Source organism: Stenotrophomonas sp. Steno-Z4 (assembly GCF_056393145.1).
In genome coordinates this window covers 31,554-49,951 of the sequence record NZ_JBWJPC010000004.1, presented here as the reverse complement: position 1 = coordinate 49,951, position 18,398 = coordinate 31,554, and the positions used below count along the sequence as shown (strand labels likewise).

Annotated in this window: 17 protein-coding genes; 10 read left to right on the top strand and 7 right to left on the bottom strand. The window is 66.7% G+C overall.

The window, feature by feature from the left end; all coding sequences use genetic code 11:
- The first annotated feature begins 67 nt into the window (after positions 1 to 67).
- From AC06E7_RS11030 to AC06E7_RS11015, 4 genes are all read left to right on the top strand, one after another.
- A complete protein-coding gene (locus AC06E7_RS11030) occupies positions 68 to 1,048 on the top strand; it encodes a helix-turn-helix transcriptional regulator (RefSeq protein ID WP_320458647.1) in 981 nt (326 codons plus the stop codon).
- A 68-nt stretch (positions 1,049 to 1,116) separates the two neighbouring features.
- Complete coding sequence (locus AC06E7_RS11025) at positions 1,117 to 1,998, top strand: LysR substrate-binding domain-containing protein (protein ID WP_478064663.1); 882 nt, start codon at positions 1,117 to 1,119, stop codon at positions 1,996 to 1,998.
- 130 nt (positions 1,999 to 2,128) lie between these two features.
- Positions 2,129 to 2,779: a response regulator gene (locus AC06E7_RS11020; protein WP_167693294.1), complete on the top strand. Its 651-nt coding sequence runs from the start codon at positions 2,129 to 2,131 to the stop codon at positions 2,777 to 2,779.
- The gene (locus AC06E7_RS11015) at positions 2,776 to 5,130 is read left to right on the top strand and encodes an ATP-binding protein (RefSeq protein WP_478064661.1); all 2,355 of its coding nucleotides are present in this window, start codon (positions 2,776 to 2,778) and stop codon (positions 5,128 to 5,130) included. The genes AC06E7_RS11020 and AC06E7_RS11015 overlap by 4 nt, the downstream gene beginning before the upstream one ends.
- On the opposite strand, the gene AC06E7_RS11010 is transcribed toward AC06E7_RS11015, so the two are convergent.
- The 6 genes from AC06E7_RS11010 to AC06E7_RS10985 all read right to left on the bottom strand — a co-directional run bounded on the left by AC06E7_RS11010 (position 5,075) and on the right by AC06E7_RS10985 (position 12,290).
- Positions 5,075 to 5,347: a hypothetical protein gene (locus tag AC06E7_RS11010; protein ID WP_068851817.1), complete on the bottom strand. Its 273-nt coding sequence runs from the start codon at positions 5,345 to 5,347 to the stop codon at positions 5,075 to 5,077. The two genes, AC06E7_RS11015 and AC06E7_RS11010, sit on opposite strands and share 56 nt — an antisense overlap.
- 78 nt (positions 5,348 to 5,425) lie before the next feature.
- Positions 5,426 to 5,830 carry a fluoride efflux transporter CrcB gene (gene crcB, locus AC06E7_RS11005; RefSeq protein ID WP_478064659.1) on the bottom strand — a complete coding sequence of 135 codons (405 nt, stop codon included), beginning with the start codon at positions 5,828 to 5,830 and terminating at the stop codon, positions 5,426 to 5,428.
- Positions 5,830 to 7,131 (bottom strand): replication-associated recombination protein A, encoded by a 1,302-nt coding sequence (locus AC06E7_RS11000; protein ID WP_478064657.1) that lies wholly within the window; start codon positions 7,129 to 7,131, stop codon positions 5,830 to 5,832. The genes crcB and AC06E7_RS11000 overlap by 1 nt, the downstream gene beginning before the upstream one ends.
- A gap of 111 nt (positions 7,132 to 7,242) precedes the next feature.
- The gene (gene lolA, locus AC06E7_RS10995) at positions 7,243 to 7,881 is read right to left on the bottom strand and encodes an outer membrane lipoprotein periplasmic chaperone LolA (RefSeq protein WP_093536691.1); all 639 of its coding nucleotides are present in this window, start codon (positions 7,879 to 7,881) and stop codon (positions 7,243 to 7,245) included.
- A 64-nt stretch (positions 7,882 to 7,945) separates the two neighbouring features.
- A complete protein-coding gene (locus AC06E7_RS10990) occupies positions 7,946 to 9,811 on the bottom strand; it encodes a DUF3857 domain-containing protein (protein ID WP_478064943.1) in 1,866 nt (621 codons plus the stop codon).
- 112 nt (positions 9,812 to 9,923) lie between these two features.
- Positions 9,924 to 12,290: a DNA translocase FtsK gene (locus AC06E7_RS10985; RefSeq protein WP_068851802.1), complete on the bottom strand. Its 2,367-nt coding sequence runs from the start codon at positions 12,288 to 12,290 to the stop codon at positions 9,924 to 9,926.
- A gap of 197 nt (positions 12,291 to 12,487) precedes the next feature.
- On the opposite strand from AC06E7_RS10985, the gene trxB reads away from it, so the two are divergent.
- The 3 genes from trxB (at position 12,488) to AC06E7_RS10970 (ending at position 14,221) form a co-directional block, all read left to right on the top strand.
- Positions 12,488 to 13,459, top strand: a complete 972-nt coding sequence (gene trxB / locus AC06E7_RS10980) for a thioredoxin-disulfide reductase (RefSeq protein WP_478064655.1) — start codon at positions 12,488 to 12,490, stop codon at positions 13,457 to 13,459.
- 116 nt (positions 13,460 to 13,575) lie between these two features.
- Positions 13,576 to 13,863, top strand: a complete 288-nt coding sequence (locus tag AC06E7_RS10975) for a type II toxin-antitoxin system RelE/ParE family toxin (RefSeq protein ID WP_093536695.1) — start codon at positions 13,576 to 13,578, stop codon at positions 13,861 to 13,863.
- A 55-nt stretch (positions 13,864 to 13,918) separates the two neighbouring features.
- The gene (locus tag AC06E7_RS10970; protein ID WP_093536697.1) at positions 13,919 to 14,221 is read left to right on the top strand and encodes an addiction module antidote protein; all 303 of its coding nucleotides are present in this window, start codon (positions 13,919 to 13,921) and stop codon (positions 14,219 to 14,221) included.
- Between the two features lie 74 nt (positions 14,222 to 14,295).
- Here the strand turns inward: AC06E7_RS10970 and AC06E7_RS10965 are convergent, their stop codons facing one another.
- Positions 14,296 to 15,813 (bottom strand): N-acetylmuramoyl-L-alanine amidase family protein, encoded by a 1,518-nt coding sequence (locus AC06E7_RS10965; RefSeq protein WP_478064653.1) that lies wholly within the window; start codon positions 15,811 to 15,813, stop codon positions 14,296 to 14,298.
- Positions 15,814 to 16,006: 193 nt separating this feature from the next.
- On the opposite strand from AC06E7_RS10965, the gene AC06E7_RS10960 reads away from it, so the two are divergent.
- From AC06E7_RS10960 to infA, 3 genes are all read left to right on the top strand, one after another.
- Positions 16,007 to 17,137, top strand: a complete 1,131-nt coding sequence (locus AC06E7_RS10960; RefSeq protein ID WP_478064651.1) for a GNAT family N-acetyltransferase — start codon at positions 16,007 to 16,009, stop codon at positions 17,135 to 17,137.
- On the top strand, positions 17,134 to 17,868 hold the full coding sequence (gene aat / locus AC06E7_RS10955; protein ID WP_478064649.1) for a leucyl/phenylalanyl-tRNA--protein transferase: 735 nt from the start codon (positions 17,134 to 17,136) through the stop codon (positions 17,866 to 17,868). Before AC06E7_RS10960 ends, aat begins: the two co-directional genes overlap by 4 nt.
- A 99-nt stretch (positions 17,869 to 17,967) precedes the next feature.
- Positions 17,968 to 18,186, top strand: a complete 219-nt coding sequence (infA, locus tag AC06E7_RS10950; RefSeq protein ID WP_005409596.1) for a translation initiation factor IF-1 — start codon at positions 17,968 to 17,970, stop codon at positions 18,184 to 18,186.
- Positions 18,187 to 18,398: the final 212 nt, after the last annotated feature.

The following is an 18,398-nucleotide window of genomic DNA, read 5'->3' as shown; positions in this document are numbered from 1 at the left end:
ACCGTGGCCACAGGCTAGCCACCATTGCGGACAGATCCTGTCCTCGACAGGCGCGATGCTGCCGCCCATGCTGACCACCTCCGCTCGACTGCTGCGCCTGCTCTCGCTGCTGCAATCCCGTCCGCATTGGCCGGGCAACACGCTGGCCGCGGATATTGGCGTACATCCGCGCACGCTGCGCCGCGACATCGACCGCCTGCGCGAGCTGGGCTACCCGATCCAGGCCAGCAGTGGCGTGGCCGGCGGCTACGCGTTCCGCGCCGGGCGCGCATTGCCGCCGCTGCTGCTCGACGATGAAGAAGCGTTGGCCGCTGCGCTGGCCCTGCGCACTGCAGTGACCGGCACCATCAGCGGCATCGAGCAGACCGCGATCACCGCACTGGTCAAACTCGAACAGGTGATGCCGGCCCGGCTGCGACGCCGGCTGGATGCATTACGTACCGCGATCCTGCCGATCGACCAGGCCGGGCCCATGGTCGATGCCGGGCTGCTGGCCACCTTGGCCGGCGCCTGCCGCGACCAGCTGCAGCTTCGCTTCGACTATGCCGACCGCCAGGGACAGCCCAGCCAGCGTCTGGTGGAACCGCAGGGCGTGGTGCATGCCGAACGGCGCTGGTACCTGGTGGCCTGGGACACGCTGCGCGTGGACTGGCGTACGTTCCGCATCGACCGGATGACCAGTGCGGCAGAGGTGGGCGCGCACTTCCGCCCGCGCCCCTCGCCCGCCAATGGCGACCTGCGCGCGTTCGTGAGCCAGTCGCTGTCGCTGGGGCCCTACGGGGACGAAGCGCGGGTGATCCTGCACGCGCCCATCGACATCGTGCGCGAACGCATACCGGCCTCGGCGGGCATGCTCGAAGCGGTGGATGCACAGCGCTGCCTGCTGCGGTGTGGCGCGCACCCGCAGGGCGCGGTGGTGTACTGGCTGCTCGCGCTGGAGCTCGAATTCGAGGTACTGGGCCCGCCTGCGCTGCACGCGATGATGCAGGCCGCGGGCGCTCGCGTGGCGCGCAGCCTTGCACGCAGCGGTAGTGCCGCCAACGGATGAGGGGCAGCAGCTGGCTTGGCACCGGCGTGCATGCTAGAACAGGCACCATTGGTTTTCTGGATACCGCCATGCCGCCCAGTGCACAATCGCATCGCACCCTGTTCGAACTGGACCTGCTGCGGGCGATGGTGATGGTGGCTGACTGCGGCAGCTTCACCACCGCCGCTACGCGCCTGCATTCCACCCAGTCCACCATCAGCCAGATGATCCGGCGGCTGGAGCAGTTGGCCGGGCACCCGCTGCTGGTGCGCGGCAACCGCGATGTGCACCCCACCGATGCCGGGCAGACACTACTCGGCATCGCGCGCCAGATGCTGGCCCTCAACGACCAGATGGGCGAAGCACTGGCCGGCGCCACGGTGGCGGTGACCGTGCGACTGGGCGTGCCCGAAGACTTCGTCAGCCCCCGCACCACCGCCCTGCTGGGCCGCTTCACCCGCCGCCACCGGCAGGTGAAGCTGGAAGTCACCAGCGGCCTCAGCCGCGACCTGGCCAACGCCTACGACCACGGCGAGCTGGACCTGGTGCTGATCAAACAGCGCCGCAACAGCCGCCAGGGCGTGGCCTGCTGGCATGAGCCGATGCGCTGGGTGGACAGTGCACGCAGCCCCTGCATCGGCATGGACCCGATTCCGCTGGTGACGTTTCCGCCGCGCGGGCTGTATCGCGATGAGTTGATCGCTGCCGTGGAAAGCATGGGCCGGCGCTGGCGGATCGGCTTCACCAGCTCCAGCCTCAGCGGTATCCAGGGCGCGGTGGCCGACGGCATGGGCATCAGCCTGCTGCCAGCGCGTGCGATGACCCGCGAACACCGCGCGCTCACCGCGCGCCAAGGTTTGCCGCCCATGGACGGCATCGAAATCGCGATGCTGCACCGTGACAATGCCGATCCGCTGGTTGTGGATCTGGCGTCGCAGTTCGCGCGACTGCTCGATCGCGAAAAACGTTGACGCGGATGCGCGCAGAGAGTGACGCACCTCTCGTACCGAGCATAGGAATAGTCCTAATCTGACATCAGACTATCTCCGCTGCGCGTGTAAGCGGTAAGAATGGCGCAAATCCCACGATTGCGTGCCTCCTTTGTCTCGACGCCATCCAGGCCCCGCATATGGACCGCTGCTGCCGTCCGTACTCAACATCGCCCTGCTGGATGACCACGATGTGGTCCGGCATGGCAGTTATGTACACCTGTCCACCGACCCGCGCTTCCATGTGGTCGGCAACCACGCCCACACCAGCTCCCTGATCAGCACCTTGCAACACCACCTGGTGGACGTGGCGGTGGTGGACTACACGCTGGGCGAAGGCGACCTGCAGGGCATGGAGCTGCTGCGCATGCTGCGACGCCGGTTCCCGCGCGTGCGGGTGCTGATGTTCTCGGCCAACGTACATCACGTGATGATCTCCAACACCATGGCCGCCGGCGCCGCGGGCGTGGTCTCCAAGGGCGAGTCACTGGAAGCGCTGGCGCGCGCGGTCACCCGCGTGGCGGCCGGGCACACCCATGTGCCGGTCAACTACCGCGACGAACACGCCGAACACCGGTTGTCGCAAAGCGAGCGCGAAGTGCTGCAGCTGTGCCTGAGCGGCATGACCGTGACCGACATTGCCCTGCAGCGCAACCGCAGCATCAAGACCATCAGCACCCAGAAGCACGCGGCGTTCCGCAAACTCGGCCTGCGCACGGACCGCGACCTGTTCACCCTCCGCCACCAGCTGGCGGTGTGGTGAGCGGCAACTGGACCTGGGCCGGCGCCTTGACCGGGGTGCTGGTCGGGCTGCTGCTGCCTGTCACCGCGGGCAGCAGTGCCGAACCGCGGCTGGTCCGGGTGGCTGCCGACCCCTCCCAGCATGGCCTGCTCGCCAACGACAACCGCGCGGCGCGCGACACCAACCTGATCACCGGCTATGCGCAGCTGGTCGCCGAACAGGCCGGACTGGAATTCCGCGAGCAGCCGGTGGAATCGGCCACCGCCGCGCTGCAGGCGATCTGCGACGGGCGCGCCGATCTGATGCTGCTGCTGGGTCCGCTGGACAACGCGCCCTGCACGGCGTTGGCCGCATCACCGGCGTATTACCGCGGCCAGACCCTGATGGCCAGCCGCCACGCCCAGGCGCACCCGCCGGAGTTCGCACACCTGCGCCGGGTGGCGGTGGTGCGCGGCACCCGCCTGGCCGAATGGCTGGGTGCCTACCACCCCCACCTGCAGGTGGTGGACCTGCCCAGCCTGCGTGAAGCGCTGTCCGCCGTGGAAGCCGGCGTGGTGGACGCGGCACTGGACCTGGATGTGGCAATGCGCCCCGTGGTGCGCCGCGACTTCGGCAACAGCCTGCTCCTGCATGGCGGGCCTGCCACCTTGCCAGGCAGCCTGCACCTCGTGGTGCGCCACCGCGACCGCGCCCTGCTCGATCAGATCCATCAGGCGATGCGCTCGATCAGCCCGCAGGAACACGCGATGCTGATGCAGCGCTGGACCAAAGCCACGTACCTGAGCGGACCGTCGCTGCAGGTGATGTCGCAGCACTTCCGCTGGGAACTGCTCGCCGGCGCGCTGATCCTGCTGGCCCTGCTCACCGCCGGGGTGTGGATGCGCGTGGCGCAGCAGTCGGCGCGGCGCAGCGAGCGCCAGCAGGCGCGCTTCATCGCCGTGATGAGCCACGAAGTGCGCAACGCCGCGCAGGCACTGGTCACCTCGGTGGATCTGCTGCACCAGTCGGGCCTGGACCAGGGCCAGCGGCAACTGGTGAACGCCGCACGCAATGCGGGGGCCGGCCTGCGTCATCTGCTCGGCCACGCGCTGGACTATTCACGCCTGGCCACCGGCGAGTACCACCCCACCCCCGGCTGGCAGGACGTGCGCCAGCTGGCGCGTGACTGCCTGGCGGTGGCCCGTCCTGCGGCCGAGGCCAAGGGCCTGGCCATCACCCTGCTGCAGGACACCGACCCGCTGCCCCGGATGTGGCTGGATGGTGACGCGCTGCGCCAGGTGCTCAGCAACCTGCTGGGCAACGCGGTGAAGTTCACCGACCTGGGGCACGTCGACGTCACCCTGTCGCTGCACCTGGACCAGGACAGCGCACACCTGGGGCTTGCGGTCCGCGATACCGGCATCGGCATCCCGGCCGCGCTGCACGACACCGTGTTCAAGCCTTTCGCGCAGGCGCACGACAGTCATTCGCGGCAGATGGGCGGTGCCGGGCTCGGCCTCTCCATCTGCCAGGATCTGGTGCGGGGCATGGGAGGCACGGTGCAGCTGCGCAGCGCTCCCGGCGAGGGCAGCTGCTTCGAGGTGCGCTTGCCGGTGGTGATCGAAGCCACCGGCCCCTGCGCGGGGGAGCAGCCGCTGGCCGGGCGTACCCTGTTGCTGGTTGAAGACCACGCATTGAATCGCACGGTGGTCTGTCGGCAGCTGGAGACGCTGGGCGCCTCGGTGAGCAGCTGCGCCGACGGCGCCAGCGCACTGCACTGCCAGGCCGCCGAGCCCTGCGGCATCGTGCTGCTCGATTGCGTGCTCGACGACATGAGCGGTTACGAGCTGGCCGTCCAACTGCGACAACTGGAGCGCCGCCACGGGCGTACGCCGGCCGTACTGGTGGCGGTGTCTGCCAATGATTCGGCCGCGCATGTGGAACGCTGCCTCGCCTGCGGCATGGACGCGGTGCTGTGCAAGCCGCTGGATATCGGCCAGCTGCTCCGGGCATTGCAGGTGGAGACACAGGGGAACGCAGAGCGGCTGGCAAGCGCGAGCAGCGGCCCAACCGACCCCATCTGGACCGAGATCCTGCAATCGCTGCAGGAAGAGCAGATGGCGCTGCATGACGCCCTGCGCGACCGGGCCGCAACCGCGCTGCGGCACCACGCGCATCGGCTGGCCGGCGTGCTGCAGATGCTGGGACAACCGGATCTGGCCGCGATTGCCGGCGACCTGCACGAACTGGACCTGGACGAGCCCGGCGACTGGCTGGATGCCGGGCGGCTGCTGGGTTACCTGCGCCCGGCCCTCGCCGGCCTGGCAGGCGGGACGATCATTTCAGCTGCAGGGGATAGCGCTGCCACAGCACGTGCACCAGGAACCCGGTGAGCTCGGCATCCTTTGCGCTGATCGCCGCACGGATCTTGTCCAGCAGCACCATGTCGCTGCAGGTGCGCACATCGGCGTGGTCAGCCTGTCCGGCACGGCGGGCCCGGTAGCGGGCCGCACGCTGCGCATCGGTCATGGCGTAGCCGAACGTGGGCGGACGGCCGCGCTTGCGCGGCAGCATCAGCTCCAGGGTGCCGGGGTCTTCTTCATCACGCATGACGGACGGGGAACGCAAACGGGGCGCGAACAATATCGTGAGATGTAACGGAAATCCAGCAGAAATACGCAGAATCGATCACCGCGCGAGCGTGGACTCCGCCAACCGCGCACCCAACCACACCAAGGCAACTCCCGCCACCAGACTGATGCCCAGATACGTCGGCATCACCCACCCGCGTCCGTTGCGGACCAGCAGCACCGCCTCGAGCATCATCGACGAGAACGTGGTCAGCCCGCCAATGATGCCGACGATGGCGAACGCGCGCCAATACAATGCCGCGCTGCCGCGGGTCTGCAGCCAGACCGCTACGTAGCCGACCGCGAAGGCGCCCACCAGGTTCACCGTCAGCGTGCCCCAGGGGAAGCCGTTGCCGAACTGGCGCAGCATGGCGTCGCCGATGATGAAACGCAGCGCCGCGCCCAGCGCGCCGCCAGCCATCACCAGCCCCAGCTGCTGCCACCAGGTAATGAAGCCCCCCATCAGTCGCTGCCCTTGCGCGCCCGCGCCTGCTCGCGCTCGGCACGCAGCCGGTCGAGCTTTTCCTTCAGCTTGATTTCCAGGCCGCGCGCCACCGGTTGGTAATACACCCGTTCGCCCATCGCATCCGGGAAGCCGGTCTGGTCCAGCGCGATGCCACCTTCGGCGTCATGGTCGTACTGGTAGGTCTTGCCGTAGCCCAGCTCCTTCATCAGCCTGGTCGGCGCGTTGCGCAGGTGCAGCGGCACCTCCTGGGTGCCGGTCTCGCGCACTTCCTGCTTGGCCAGGTTGAAGGCGGCATAGCCGGCGTTGGATTTGGCGGTGCTGGCCAGGTACAGCACCAGCTGGGCGAAGGCCAGCTCGCCCTCGGGGCTGCCCAGCCGTTCGTAGATGTCCCAGGCTTCCAACGCCATCGACTGCGCGCGTGGATCGGCCAGGCCGATGTCCTCGATCGCCATGCGGGTCAGGCGCCGGGCCAGGTAGGAGGGATCACAGCCGCCATCGAGCATGCGCGTCAGCCAGTACAGCGCCGCATCCGGATTGGAGCTGCGCACCGACTTGTGCAGGGCCGAGATCTGGTCGTAGAACTGCTCGCCCCCCTTGTCGAAGCGACGGGTGCGGTCGGCCAGCACCTGCACCAGCATCTCCGGGCTGATCCGCCCGCCTTCACCGCCAGCCAGTTCCGCGGCGATCTCCAGCAGGGTCAGACCGCGCCGCACATCGCCGTCGGCGGCGGTCGCGATCTCCAGCAGCGCTTCGGGGGAGACCTGCAGCGCCTCGGCGCCGAGCCCGCGCTCCTTGTCCTGCAGCGCCCGCTCCAGCGCCTCGACGATGTCGGCCGGCGACACCGCTTCCAGCACGTGCACGCGGCAGCGCGACAGCAACGCCGAATTGAGCTCGAACGAAGGGTTCTCCGTGGTGGCACCGACGAACACGATGGTGCCGCGCTCGATATGCGGCAGGAACGCATCCTGCTGGGCCTTGTTGAAGCGGTGCACTTCGTCCACGAACAGCACCGTGCGGCGGCCTTCGGCGAAGCGCTGGGCGGCCTCGGCCAGCACCACCCGGACCTCGGGCAGGCCCGAAAGCACGGCGGAGATGGCACGGAATTCGGCGTCGGCGTAGTGCGCCAGCAGCAGGGACAACGTGGTCTTGCCGCAGCCTGGCGGCCCCCACAGGATCATCGAGTGCACATGCCCGGACTCGACTGCCCGGCGCAGCGCGCTACCCGGGGCGAGCAGGCGTTTCTGCCCCACCATCTCATCGAGGGTCTGCGGGCGCATGCGCTCGGCAAGCGGGCGCATGCTGTCCCGATCCACCGTCAGCAGATCGGGTTCATTGAATGTCGTTCGGTTTCTGGCCACGCCACTATTGTATGACCGAATGACGCAGCGCCGGGCCCTGCCCGGCTACGCTCAGTTGCCGATGACGTCGGTGCCCTTCGGCGGCGTGAACGTGAAGGTGGTTTTCGGGAACGCCGGGTTCCGCTTCCAGTCCTTGAACGAGATCACCGTGCGCTGGTTTACCGCATCGGTCACTTCCATGCGGGCCAGGCCCTGCGCGTTGAAGCCCAGCGCGGCGTACTGGAATGACGTTTCGGTTTCACGCTTCGGGGTCAGCGACAGCCACTGCAGGCCATCGCGCGGCGCGGCCTCTTCGCTGACGTCGTACTGCTTTTCCAGCAGCGCCGGGGTGATCAGCGCGATCAACGGGCTGTTCTGTTCCTCGGCGCCCTGCACCCGCTTGGTCGCCTGCTGCAGGTCCGGCTCGTACACCCACACATTCCTGCCGTCGGCAATGATCAGCTGCTCGTGCGGCACCTTGTACTCCCAGCGGAACTGGTTCGGCACCGACAACGCCACGCTGCCACTGGTGGTTTCCTTCACCTTGCCCTTGCTGTCGAACACCTTCTGCTCGAACTTGCCGTCCAGGCCTTTCAGGCCCTTGGTGAACGTGGTCAGCTCATCGCGGGCGCCGGCCCAGGCAGACACCGACCCGACACTGGCGCAGACCAGCGTGGCGGCGACAAGACAGCGGCGGAAAGTGCTCTGCATACTGGTATCCAATGAAGGTGGTAAGGATGGCCGGCAGTGTGCCGAGGTCATCCTGAATGGGGGGTCAGGGGACGGATTGCACCGTGCGCAGGTCGCCGTAGACCACCTGCCCACGGAAGCCGCGCCGCACCTGCTGGTACAGCTCGCGGAACGCAGCATAGTCGTCCGGCTGGCACAGCGCATCCGCGCCGCGCACCGCGTTCTGGTGCAGGCGGTGGCGGGCGACGATGGCCTGCCCTTCGCGGCGCCACTCAAGCGCGTACTCCCCGGCCGCATTACGGAACTGCTGGTTGCGGGGCATCGCCACGATCGGCACCCCGGCCGGGAACTCCAGCCGGTAGGTTTCCTGGCGCAGGGTGTCGTTGCAGTAGAACGGGGTGGCGTTGTCCGGCGCCGACGTGGTGGTGTAGATGTCACGGAACGACTCACCACCGGGCGGGTCCGGCAGCACCATGCCACCGACCACGCCGAAATCGACGTAATCACGGGCGTGGAAATCGTAGCGGTAGTTGAACGGCCGGGTCAGGTCCTGCGGGTCGCCCAACAGGGTCAGCGTGCCGCTGCCGTCGAAGCCGGACGAGGCCATGATCGATTCCTCCACCCGCGCCCGGTTCTGCGCGTTGAGCCGGGCGAACGCGCCGCGCATACCGATCTCGCCCACTTCGCGGGTCTGGGGCACGGTCTGGCCCTGCAGGTTGCCGTCAGGGTCGAAGCGGAAGGTCACCTCGAAGCCGCTGCCGTTGCGCGCGGCATCGTTGGCCGGGGTGCGTGCCACCCTGGCCTGGCGCGTATGCAGCACCGGCGCGCCGAGGTCGGCGTCGGGCAGCTGGCCAAAGCGCGCATAGGCGCTGGTGGAATCCAGGTACAGGTCGAACTCGGGGATGTAGGTGATGGCGTGGTTGAACCGCCCCAGCAGGGGAATGTCCGGCAGGGTCGGGCCGCCGCCAGCACCAATCAGCACCGGGGTGCTGTCGATGCCGCGCGCGGCCAGCAACGCTTCCAGGATCACCACATGGTCCTTGCAGTCGCCGTAGTGGTTGTCGAGGATGCTCTGCGCCGGGTTCGGCTCCAGCCCGCCGTTACCCAGGTACACCGCCACGTAGCGGATGTTCTGCGACACCCAGCGGTACAGCGCGGCAGCCTGTTCACGGCGGTCCACGATGCCGCGGGTGACCTCGTCGGCCAGCGCCTGGACCCCCGGGGTCACCCGTGCCGCCTCGCCGCCCTTGAGCTGGTAGGCCTGCGCCACCTGCGCCCAGTCGCGGTACGTGCTGGCCATGATGGTCGGGCTGAACTCCCACGGCGCCGCGGTCCAGATCTGCACCGGCATCGGGTCCGGCCGGCGGTAGCGCCAGGCCCAGCTCGCCTGCCCGTTCCGGATGACGGGTTTCTGGCTGCCCTGGACGCCCCGTTGCTGCACGTACATCGGCAGGGAGGCCGGCGCGCTCAGGGTGACCTGCGCATCGTCGTACTGCGAGAACCCGCTGAAGGTTTCCCACAGGCTGAAGTAGCCCGGGAAGTACGGCTGGGTCTGGGTGCGGCGGGTCTGGTAGACCACCCGGGTACCCGGCGCCAGGTTGGGGAACACCACCACCCGCACCTTGCGGTCGGCGTACATGGCCGCCGCGGCGCTGGAGTAGCTCTCCTGGGTGTAGATGCGGTCGGCCGGCACGTCACGGCGCTGGCCGTCGGCGGTCAGCGTGTAGGCCGACAGCACCTCCAGCGTTTCCATCTTCTCGCTGTAGCTCAGCCGCACCTGGCTGAACTGCTCCACCGCCGCCTTGGTCTTGAGCAGGATGTCGTAGGACTCGGTCTGCACGTTGCCCGCGTCAGCGCGCACCACGTAATCGGCGCGGTAGCTGACGAAGCTGAAGTTGTTGCTGGCCTGGGTATCGCTGGGGGCGGCCGGCGGGGCCGGTGCCGGCGCCATCGCAGGCGCCGGAACCCCGGCCGGGGCGACCGCCTGGGCCGACACCAGCAGGGGCGCCAACGCCAGCGCGCACGCGGTCATCCATGTCATGCGGATCATTGCGGTTCCGGCGTTACTTCGGCGGGGGCGGCGCAAGCACGCTGCGGTCGCCGTTGTGTTCGGGTGGGCTGACCACGCCGGCCATCTCCATGGCTTCGATCAGGCGCGCGGCGCGGTTGTAGCCGATCTTCAGCCGGCGCTGCACGCCGGAAATCGAGGCACGCCGGGTTTCGGTCACGATCCGCACTGCTTCGTCGTACAGCGGATCCGATTCATCCCCCGCCGCGCCGCTGGACTCGGGCAGGCCACCGGCACCCACCACCACGCCATCGCCCATCATCTGCACTTCGTCCAGCACGCCGCTGATGTAGTCGGCCGGGCCGCTGGCCTTGAGGTGTTCGACCACGCGGTGCACTTCCTCGTCGGAAACGAACGCACCGTGCACACGGTCAGGCAATGCGGTGCCGGGCGGCAGGTACAGCATGTCGCCGTGGCCCAGCAGCGTTTCGGCGCCGGACTGGTCCAGGATGGTGCGCGAATCGATCTTGGAGCTGACCTGGAAGCCGATGCGGGTCGGGATGTTGGCCTTGATCAGGCCGGTGATCACATCCACCGACGGACGCTGGGTGGCCAGGATCAGGTGGATGCCGGCCGCACGCGCTTTCTGTGCCAGGCGCGCGATCAGCTCTTCGACCTTCTTGCCGACGATCATCATCATGTCGGCGAATTCGTCGATGAAGATGACGATGAACGGCAGCGTCTCCAGCGGGCGCGGGGCTTCGCCCAGCTCCGGGTTCGGCTTGAACAGCGGGTCCATCAACGGCTGGCCGGCGTCTTCGGCGTCCTTGACCTTCTTGTTGAAGCCGGCCAGGTTGCGCACGCCCACCGCGCTCATCAGCTTGTAGCGCCGTTCCATTTCGGCCACGCACCAGCGCAGGCCGTTGGCGGCTTCCTTCATGTCGGTGACCACCGGCGCCAGCAGGTGCGGAATGCCCTGGTAGACACTCAGTTCGAGCATCTTCGGGTCGATCATCAACATCCGCAGGTCTTTGGGCGAGGCCTTGTACAGCAGGCTCAGCACCATGGCGTTGACCGCCACCGACTTGCCCGAGCCGGTGGTACCGGCCACCAGCAGGTGGGGCATGCGCGCCAGGTCGGCCACGGTCGGGCGGCCGGCGATGTCCTTGCCGAGCGCCAGGGTGAGCGGACTGGCCGACTTGTCGTACTCCTTGGAGCGCAGCAGTTCGGACAGGTAGATCATTTCGCGGGTGACGTTGGGGATCTCAAGACCCACCACCGACTTGCCCGGAATCACATCCACCACGCGCACCGACTTGACCGACAGGCCGCGGGCGATGTCCTTGTCCAGCGAGCTGATCTGGCTGACCTTGATGCCCGGTGCCGGCTCGATCTCGAAGCGGGTGATCACCGGGCCGGGATATGCGCCGACCACCTGCGCGTCGATGCGGAAGTCCTTGAGCTTGAACTCGATCTGGCGCGACAGCGTTTCCAGCGTCTCCTCGTCGTAACCCTTGGGCTGCGGCTTGGGATCATCCAGCAGTGCCAGCGGAGGCAGGTCCGAGCCATCGCCATTGACGCCGCGGAACATCGGAATCTGGGTTTCGCGCTTGGCGCGGTCGCTCTTTTCCAGCACCGGCTCCGGACGCGGTTCGATCTTGACCGGCTCGCGCTTGGCGCGCACCTCGGCGTCCACCTTTCGCACTTCCTGGCGTTCTTCGCGCATGGCGCGGGTCTGCTGCCACTCGGTGGCCTGTTCCTTCTTCTTGCTGAGCAGCGGCGGCAGCGCCAGCACCGCGCGGCCGATCTTCTCCATCACCACGAACCACGAAATGCCGGTGGCCAAGGTGATCGAAGCCAGCAGCAGCACCAGCACGAACAGGTTCGCGCCGAGCGCGCCGAACCCGGCACTGAGCGAATTGCCCACCAGCCGGCCGAGGATGCCGCCGGCATGGCCCACATCGCCACTGAACAGCCGCAGGTGCAGGAAGCCGGTGCCGGCAATCAGGAAGCCGACCAGGCCGACCAGCCGCAGCGCCGGGTCCAGGTCGTGCTCGCCCTTGCTCTCACGCTTGAGCCCGAACATGGCGAACCACGCCAGCGCGCCCAGCACGATCGGCAGCAGGAACGCCATGTAACCGAACAGCTGCAGCAGCACATCGGCCACCCAGGCGCCGACCCGGCCGCCCATGTTGTGGATGGGCGCCACCACGCTGCCGGTGTGCGACCAGCCCGGGTCGCTTGCCGAATAGGTGAACAGGCTGGCGACCAGATACAGCAACGCCGGGGCGATCGCGATCAGGCCGAGGTCGCGCCACAGGCGCTGCCGACGGGGATTTTCGACCGGCGCCGCAGCCGCAGCACGGCGCGACGCCGCTTTGCCGTCGGGAGACTTGGATCGTTCCGGGACCTGTTTCGCCACCTTAGACCAGACCTTGGGAATGCACTGTTAGTGCTTGATAATAAACGACTGACGGCACGCCAACCACCACCGGCTGGGTTGCGCCGTTCCACCGCTCGCCTTGAATCGGGCGACCCCTGCCGCCACTCTATGACCTGTCTTGGACGCCGGGCAATCTTTCCCCAGCGCCCCGCCCCATCATCTCTTTGCGAGTCTACATGAGCAATTCCAAGCCTTCCCGCCACCAGAAGCTCGTCATCCTCGGTTCCGGCCCGGCCGGCTGGACGGCCGCGGTCTACGCCGCCCGCGCCAACCTGAACCCGGTGGTGATCACCGGCCTGCAGCAGGGCGGCCAGCTCATGACCACCACCGAAGTGGACAACTGGCCGGGCGACGCCCATGGCCTGATGGGCCCGGATCTGATGGCGCGCATGCAGGCCCACGCCGAGCGCTTCGAGACCGAAGTGATCTTCGACCACATCCACACCGCCGATGTGACCCAGCGCCCGTTCAAGCTGATCGGCGACAGCGCCGAGTACACTTGCGACGCCCTGATCATCGCCACCGGCGCCACCGCCAAGTACCTGGGCATTCCCACCGAAGAGGCCTTCAAGGGCCGCGGCGTGTCGGCCTGCGCCACCTGCGACGGCTTCTTCTACCGTGACCAGGACGTGGTCGTGGTCGGCGGCGGCAACACCGCCGTGGAAGAGGCGCTGTACCTCTCCAACATCGCCCGCAAGGTCTACCTGGTCCACCGCCGCGACACCCTGAAGGCGGAAAAGATCATGCAGGACAAGCTGTTCGCCAAGGTCGCCTCGGGCAAGATCGAGACCGTGTGGCACCACCAGGTGGACGAAGTGCTGGGTAACGAAGCCGGCGTCACCGGCGTGCGCGTGAAGTCCACCCTGGACGGCAGCACCCGCGACATCGACGCCCACGGCTTCTTCGTGGCCATCGGCCACCACCCGAACACCAGCCTGTTCGAAGGCCAGCTGACCATGAACAACGGTTACCTGGACATCCGCTCCGGCCTGGGCGGCAACGCCACCCAGACCTCGGTGGAAGGCGTGTTCGCCGCCGGCGACGTGGCCGACCAGCACTACCGCCAGGCCATCTCCTCGGCCGGCTTCGGCTGCATGGCCGCGCTGGACGCGGAGCGCTACCTGGACGCGAAGGGCGAGCTGAGCTGATCGGCGGCGCCTGAAGCACCCCAGGAAGGCCGGCGCCCAGCGCCGGCCTTCTTCGTTTTGAGATCGCAGGACGTGGGGAGATGGACATTGTGTAGCCCGCAGGCTACACTTTTACGATGGAGCTACAGCGAACCGACCAATTCGCAGCATGGATGGATGCCCTCAAGGACGTCGCAGGTCGTGCAAGGATCCTCGCCCGCATTCGCCGGCTTGCCAACGGCAATCCCGGCGACCACCGCAATCTAAGCGGCGGAATAGCTGAGCTGCGCGTAGATGCAGGCCCCGGTTATCGCGTCTACTACACACAGCGAGGCAACCGGCTCATTATTCTTCTGGTCGGCGGCGATAAGGGCTCCCAGCAGCAAGACATTGAAAAAGCGAAGGAGCTGGCTCGCAATTTATGACGCCATACGGAAGAAGAAGAGAACCGCGCAACGAAACTACCGGAGCTACAGCGACATGACAGCCAAGAAGAAGACAAAGGTAGAAAGGTTCGACGTTGCGGAGCACCTGCGCACCCCAGAGGAAATGGCCGCGTACCTGGATGCCTGCATCATGGAAAGTGACGGCGACTCCGCATTCATCGCCAAGGCGCTCGGTGATATTGCCCGCGCCCAAGGCATGAGCAAGGTCGCGCGCGACGCGGGCGTTTCACGTGAGAGCCTCTACCGCGCCCTCTCCGGCGATCGCAGCCCGGATTTCGCCACGATCCTGAAGGTGACGCGCGCCCTCGGCGTGCAGTTGCATGCTACGGCTGCCTGAACTTCAATCTGTTTCCGAAGGCCGGCGCAATGCGCCGGCCTTTTTGCACCCAACCGTCCTGATGCGCTGGCGGATCAACCACCGCCCTGGCATGTCATCCAGTGCTCGACGGGGCCGGAAGTGACGCCATCGGCATCGCGCATGACCGTGCTCCAGTTGACCATGCCATAGCCGCTCCCTTCGCAGGTCATCCTCGCCTTGATGGGCGACGCGGAGGCTTCCGTGACCGTCTTCACTTCCGCCCTGCAGGCGCCCGGCTCGGTGCAGTACACCGGCGTGAAGCTGAGTGTCACCGGGAACTGTGGATTGCCTTCGAAATGAACGTCGGTCTCCGCCGCACCGCTGGCTGGGACGGTAACGCGATCGATCTTCCTCAAGGCTAAAGGCGTGCAGTCCTTGCCCTCGCGAAACAGCCTGTAGCCTTTCTCGACTCCCTTCATGGAAGCTTCGCGGAACACGGGATCCTGCAGTGCAGCCGAGTCATCGGGATTGGAGTGATACGCGATCTCGACCAGCACAGACGGCATGGTGCCAATTCTGTTCTCACCATGCCGGCCCGGAGTGGCGGCCTGCCGGACAGGAAAGTCTTCATAGCCGGGTTGCGCCCGAATCACCTCCCGCATCCCGCACAGGACGCGCTCAGCCAATGGCCGGTCGTCCGGCTTGTCGCCGTGGTAGAACACCTCTACGCCCCGAACGTCACTGCGTTCGTGGCCATTGGTATGCAGGCTAATCATCCCGGCAACACCCAGATCATTGGCATAGAGCGGGCGGACCCGAATGTCTTCCTTAACCTCTCGGTCGCTGTCCGTGTTGTCCGGGAGTGAGTTCCAGATATCCCCACGATCAGGCAACAACGCTTTGAGATGATATCGGGAGGACATCTGCTCCCACGGCTGGCTGGATTCGGAATGCAGCTCCAGCGATCGACTCCGCGCACGGCTGACTGCCAACCCACTCCGCTCCTGAAGCAGCCGCGCCAGTGCATCTCCGTACGGCGGGGTGATCATGTCTTCCCGGAATCCGAACGCGTCGGGGCGCTGAAACTCCCACCGTTGCGACGGATGCACGCGAATCAATCCATGGCTTGCGGAAACCAGTACGGACTGGTTCCGGGCACTGGCACGCGCACGTGGCGGAACGGCTAGCTCTTCCGGGTAATAGTGCTTGAGCGGTTTTCCTTGAAAGTGGAAGTCTACGCCAATGATGGATAAACCTGTCTGCTCCGCAAGGTAACGGAGCGTTACCGCCAGCTCCTGGAAGAACATCTCACCCTCATCGGGTTTGGGCAGGAATCCTTTACCAATGTCGGCAATGATCATCCTGTCTTTCATGTTGATGGACACCTTGACATCAACCACGCTCAGCCGACCTTTTGCCTGGATGTACGCAGATACCTTCCTCGAGGCCTCCTTCTCCAGCAGGTGGATCAGCTCGGCATCGACGTACCAGGTAGTCTGCGTAGCCTCATCTTTCGATTCGATTGGGTGGCCATTGCCGCCAGGCACGGGCGCAGCCTGTGAATCAACGACACCAGCAGCAAGCAGAATCCCGCAACCCACCGCGAACAACTGTAGGCCCTTACTTACCATTTCCGTTTCTCCTTGAAGGTAGTTGACGCATCTCCGGATGCGCCAGCGAAATCTCCTCCCTTCAAGGCCACACGAACGCGCGCCAACGCACGCTTCCCGGCGTTTACTGAACGACTTTCTTATCGGTTACCGCAAGCCGATCAACGCTGCCTAAAACACCCCGTTTTCCATCGGCCTGCCCTATCCTTCAGCCATGCCCGATATACGCTTCCTTCATCGCCTCACCGACCTGCCCGCCGCCGACTGGGATGCGCTGCACGACGGCCGCAACCCGTTCGTCAGTCATGCGTTCCTGCAGGGGCTGGAGGAACACGGCTGCCTGCGTGCGGAATGGGGCTGGCGGCCACGCCACTTCACCCTGTGGGAGAGCGGCCAGCTGATCGGGGCGGTACCGGGTTACCTGAAGGACAACTCGCATGGCGAGTTCGTGTTCGATCACGCCTGGGCCAACGCCTATGCCCGCCACGGGCTGGCGTATTTCCCGAAGTGGCTGGGCGCAGTTCCGTATTCGCCGGTGAGCGGGCCGCGCCTGCTGGCGAAGGATGCGGAAACCGCTCGCACGCTGGTGGAGACCCTGCGCGCCGAGGTCGCCCGCATGGGCTGGTCGTCGGCGCACGTGAACTTCCACCTGGCTGAAGACGACGCCGCGTTCGGGCCGGACTGGCTGCTGCGCGAAGACATCCAGTTCCAGTGGCACAACCCGGGCGACTGGACCGACTTCAGCAGCTTCCTGGCGGCGATGGACCACAAGCACCGCAAGAACATCCGCCAGGAGCGCGCCAAGCTGGCCCGCACCGGGGTGAGCTACCGGATCGTGCACGGCGATGAAGCCACCGACGCCGACCTGCAGGCCATGCACGACTTCTACCTGCAGACCTTCACTGAGTACGGCAACTCGCCAGCACTGACCCTGCCCTTCCTGCAGCACCTGGCCACGGCAATGCCGCGCCAGCTGGTGATCTTCCTGGCCATGCTGGAGGGCCAGCCGATCGCCGGCGCGCTGTGCCTGCGCGGTGGCGACACCCTGTACGGGCGCTACTGGGGCGGCGCCACCCTGCCCGGCCTGCACTTTGAAACCTGCTACTACCAGGGTATCGAGTACTGCCTGCGCGAAGGGCTCACCCGTTTCGAGCCCGGCGCGCAGGGTGAGCACAAGCTGGCGCGCGGGTTCCTGCCGCACCCGGTGCGCAGCCGGCACTGGCTGGCCGAGCCCGCGTTCGCCGCCGCTCTCGCAGGCTGGTGCGCGCAGGAGCGCGAGGAAGTGCAGCGCTATGCGCAGCTGCTGGCCGAACACACCCCCTTCAAGGCCGTCGAGTCCGCATGAGCCGGCACCTGCCCTGGCGACTGGACGACCGGCCGGACGCCCCCTTCCCGCCGGGCGAAACCGCGCTGCGCGATCCCGATGGCCTGCTGGCACTTGGCGGCGACCTCTCGCCGGTGCGCCTGCTCAATGCCTACGCCGGCGGCATCTTTCCGTGGTTCTCGCAGGGCCAGCCGCTGCTGTGGTGGTCACCGGACCCGCGCATGGTGTTCCGCACCGAGGGCGTCCACCTGTCCTCGCGCTTCCGCCGCAGCCTGCGCGCCAGCAGCTGGGTGCTGCGTGCCGATACCCGCTTCCGCGAGGTGATCGAGGCCTGCGCGGCCAGCCCGCGCCCCGGGCAGGACGGGACCTGGATTACCCGTGACATGATCGAGGCCTATGTGGCGCTGCATGCCCTCGGCTTCGCCCACTCGATCGAGGTGCTGGACGGCGACCGGCTGGTGGGCGGGATCTACGGGGTGGCCATCGGCCGGATGTTCTTCGGCGAAAGCATGTTCAGCGCGGCCAGCGGCGGCTCCAAGGTGGCGCTGGCCGGGTTGGCCCACCGGCTGTCGTCGTGGGGGTGGCCATTGATCGATGCACAGGTGGAAAACGACCACCTGCTGCGGATGGGCGCCGAACATTGGCCGCGGGAGCGGTTTCTGGGGGTGGTGCGGGAGCAGGTGCAGGTCGCAGCGCCGCCCGGGGGGTGGACGGAGCGGTTTGGCGACGTTTCCGCCGCATCATTGGCCTGAGGCGGACGGTTAACGCAATCTTTGCATCCCGGGGGAGATGCGCGTAAAATGCCCGCTCTTAAGGCCAGCTCGGCCGTTTATAGAACTGCACAGGACTACATGTCGAAAGACGACTCCATCGAGTTCGAAGGCACCGTCAGCGAGACGCTGCCGAACACCACTTTCCGCGTTCGACTGGAAAATGGGCATGAAATCATCGCCCACATCTCCGGCCGCATGCGCAAGAACTACATCCGCATCCTGACGGGCGACCGTGTCAAGGTTGAAATGACGCCCTACGACCTGACCAAGGGTCGCATTACCTACCGCATGAAGTAAGCGGCAGGGCGGCTTCTCCGGAAGACGCGATCAAAGGCCGGCCCTGCGCTGGCCTTTTTGCGTGGGCGCCATTCAGCTGCGCCCACCGTGCCGGCAGTCACCCTGCCCCACGGCACCCTGACATCAGTCAGCCTGCCTTGATGCAGATTCGCCACCGACCGAACGCAGGCACTGTGGTCTACGGTCCACTCCGGATCGTGACCCACTGGCCC

What these genes read in the sequence shown, in the direction of transcription:
- crcB (WP_478064659.1), bottom strand. Translation starts at nt 5,830, where the DNA reads ATGGGGGGCTTCATTACCTGGTGGCAGCAGCTGGGGCTGGTGATGGCT.
- AC06E7_RS10970 (WP_093536697.1), top strand. Translation starts at nt 13,919, where the DNA reads ATGACAGCCAAGAAGAAGACAAAGGTAGAAAGGTTCGACGTTGCGGAG.
- AC06E7_RS11030 (WP_320458647.1), top strand. Translation starts at nt 68, where the DNA reads ATGCTGACCACCTCCGCTCGACTGCTGCGCCTGCTCTCGCTGCTGCAA.
- AC06E7_RS11010 (WP_068851817.1), bottom strand. Translation starts at nt 5,347, where the DNA reads ATGCGTGATGAAGAAGACCCCGGCACCCTGGAGCTGATGCTGCCGCGC.
- AC06E7_RS10965 (WP_478064653.1), bottom strand. Translation starts at nt 15,813, where the DNA reads ATGGTAAGTAAGGGCCTACAGTTGTTCGCGGTGGGTTGCGGGATTCTG.
- AC06E7_RS10990 (WP_478064943.1), bottom strand. Translation starts at nt 9,811, where the DNA reads ATGGCGCCGGCACCGGCCCCGCCGGCCGCCCCCAGCGATACCCAGGCC.
- AC06E7_RS10960 (WP_478064651.1), top strand. Translation starts at nt 16,007, where the DNA reads ATGCCCGATATACGCTTCCTTCATCGCCTCACCGACCTGCCCGCCGCC.
- trxB (WP_478064655.1), top strand. Translation starts at nt 12,488, where the DNA reads ATGAGCAATTCCAAGCCTTCCCGCCACCAGAAGCTCGTCATCCTCGGT.
- infA (WP_005409596.1), top strand. Translation starts at nt 17,968, where the DNA reads ATGTCGAAAGACGACTCCATCGAGTTCGAAGGCACCGTCAGCGAGACG.
- AC06E7_RS11000 (WP_478064657.1), bottom strand. Translation starts at nt 7,131, where the DNA reads ATGCGCCCGCTTGCCGAGCGCATGCGCCCGCAGACCCTCGATGAGATG.
- aat (WP_478064649.1), top strand. Translation starts at nt 17,134, where the DNA reads ATGAGCCGGCACCTGCCCTGGCGACTGGACGACCGGCCGGACGCCCCC.
- AC06E7_RS11025 (WP_478064663.1), top strand. Translation starts at nt 1,117, where the DNA reads ATGCCGCCCAGTGCACAATCGCATCGCACCCTGTTCGAACTGGACCTG.
- lolA (WP_093536691.1), bottom strand. Translation starts at nt 7,881, where the DNA reads ATGCAGAGCACTTTCCGCCGCTGTCTTGTCGCCGCCACGCTGGTCTGC.
- AC06E7_RS10975 (WP_093536695.1), top strand. Translation starts at nt 13,576, where the DNA reads ATGGAGCTACAGCGAACCGACCAATTCGCAGCATGGATGGATGCCCTC.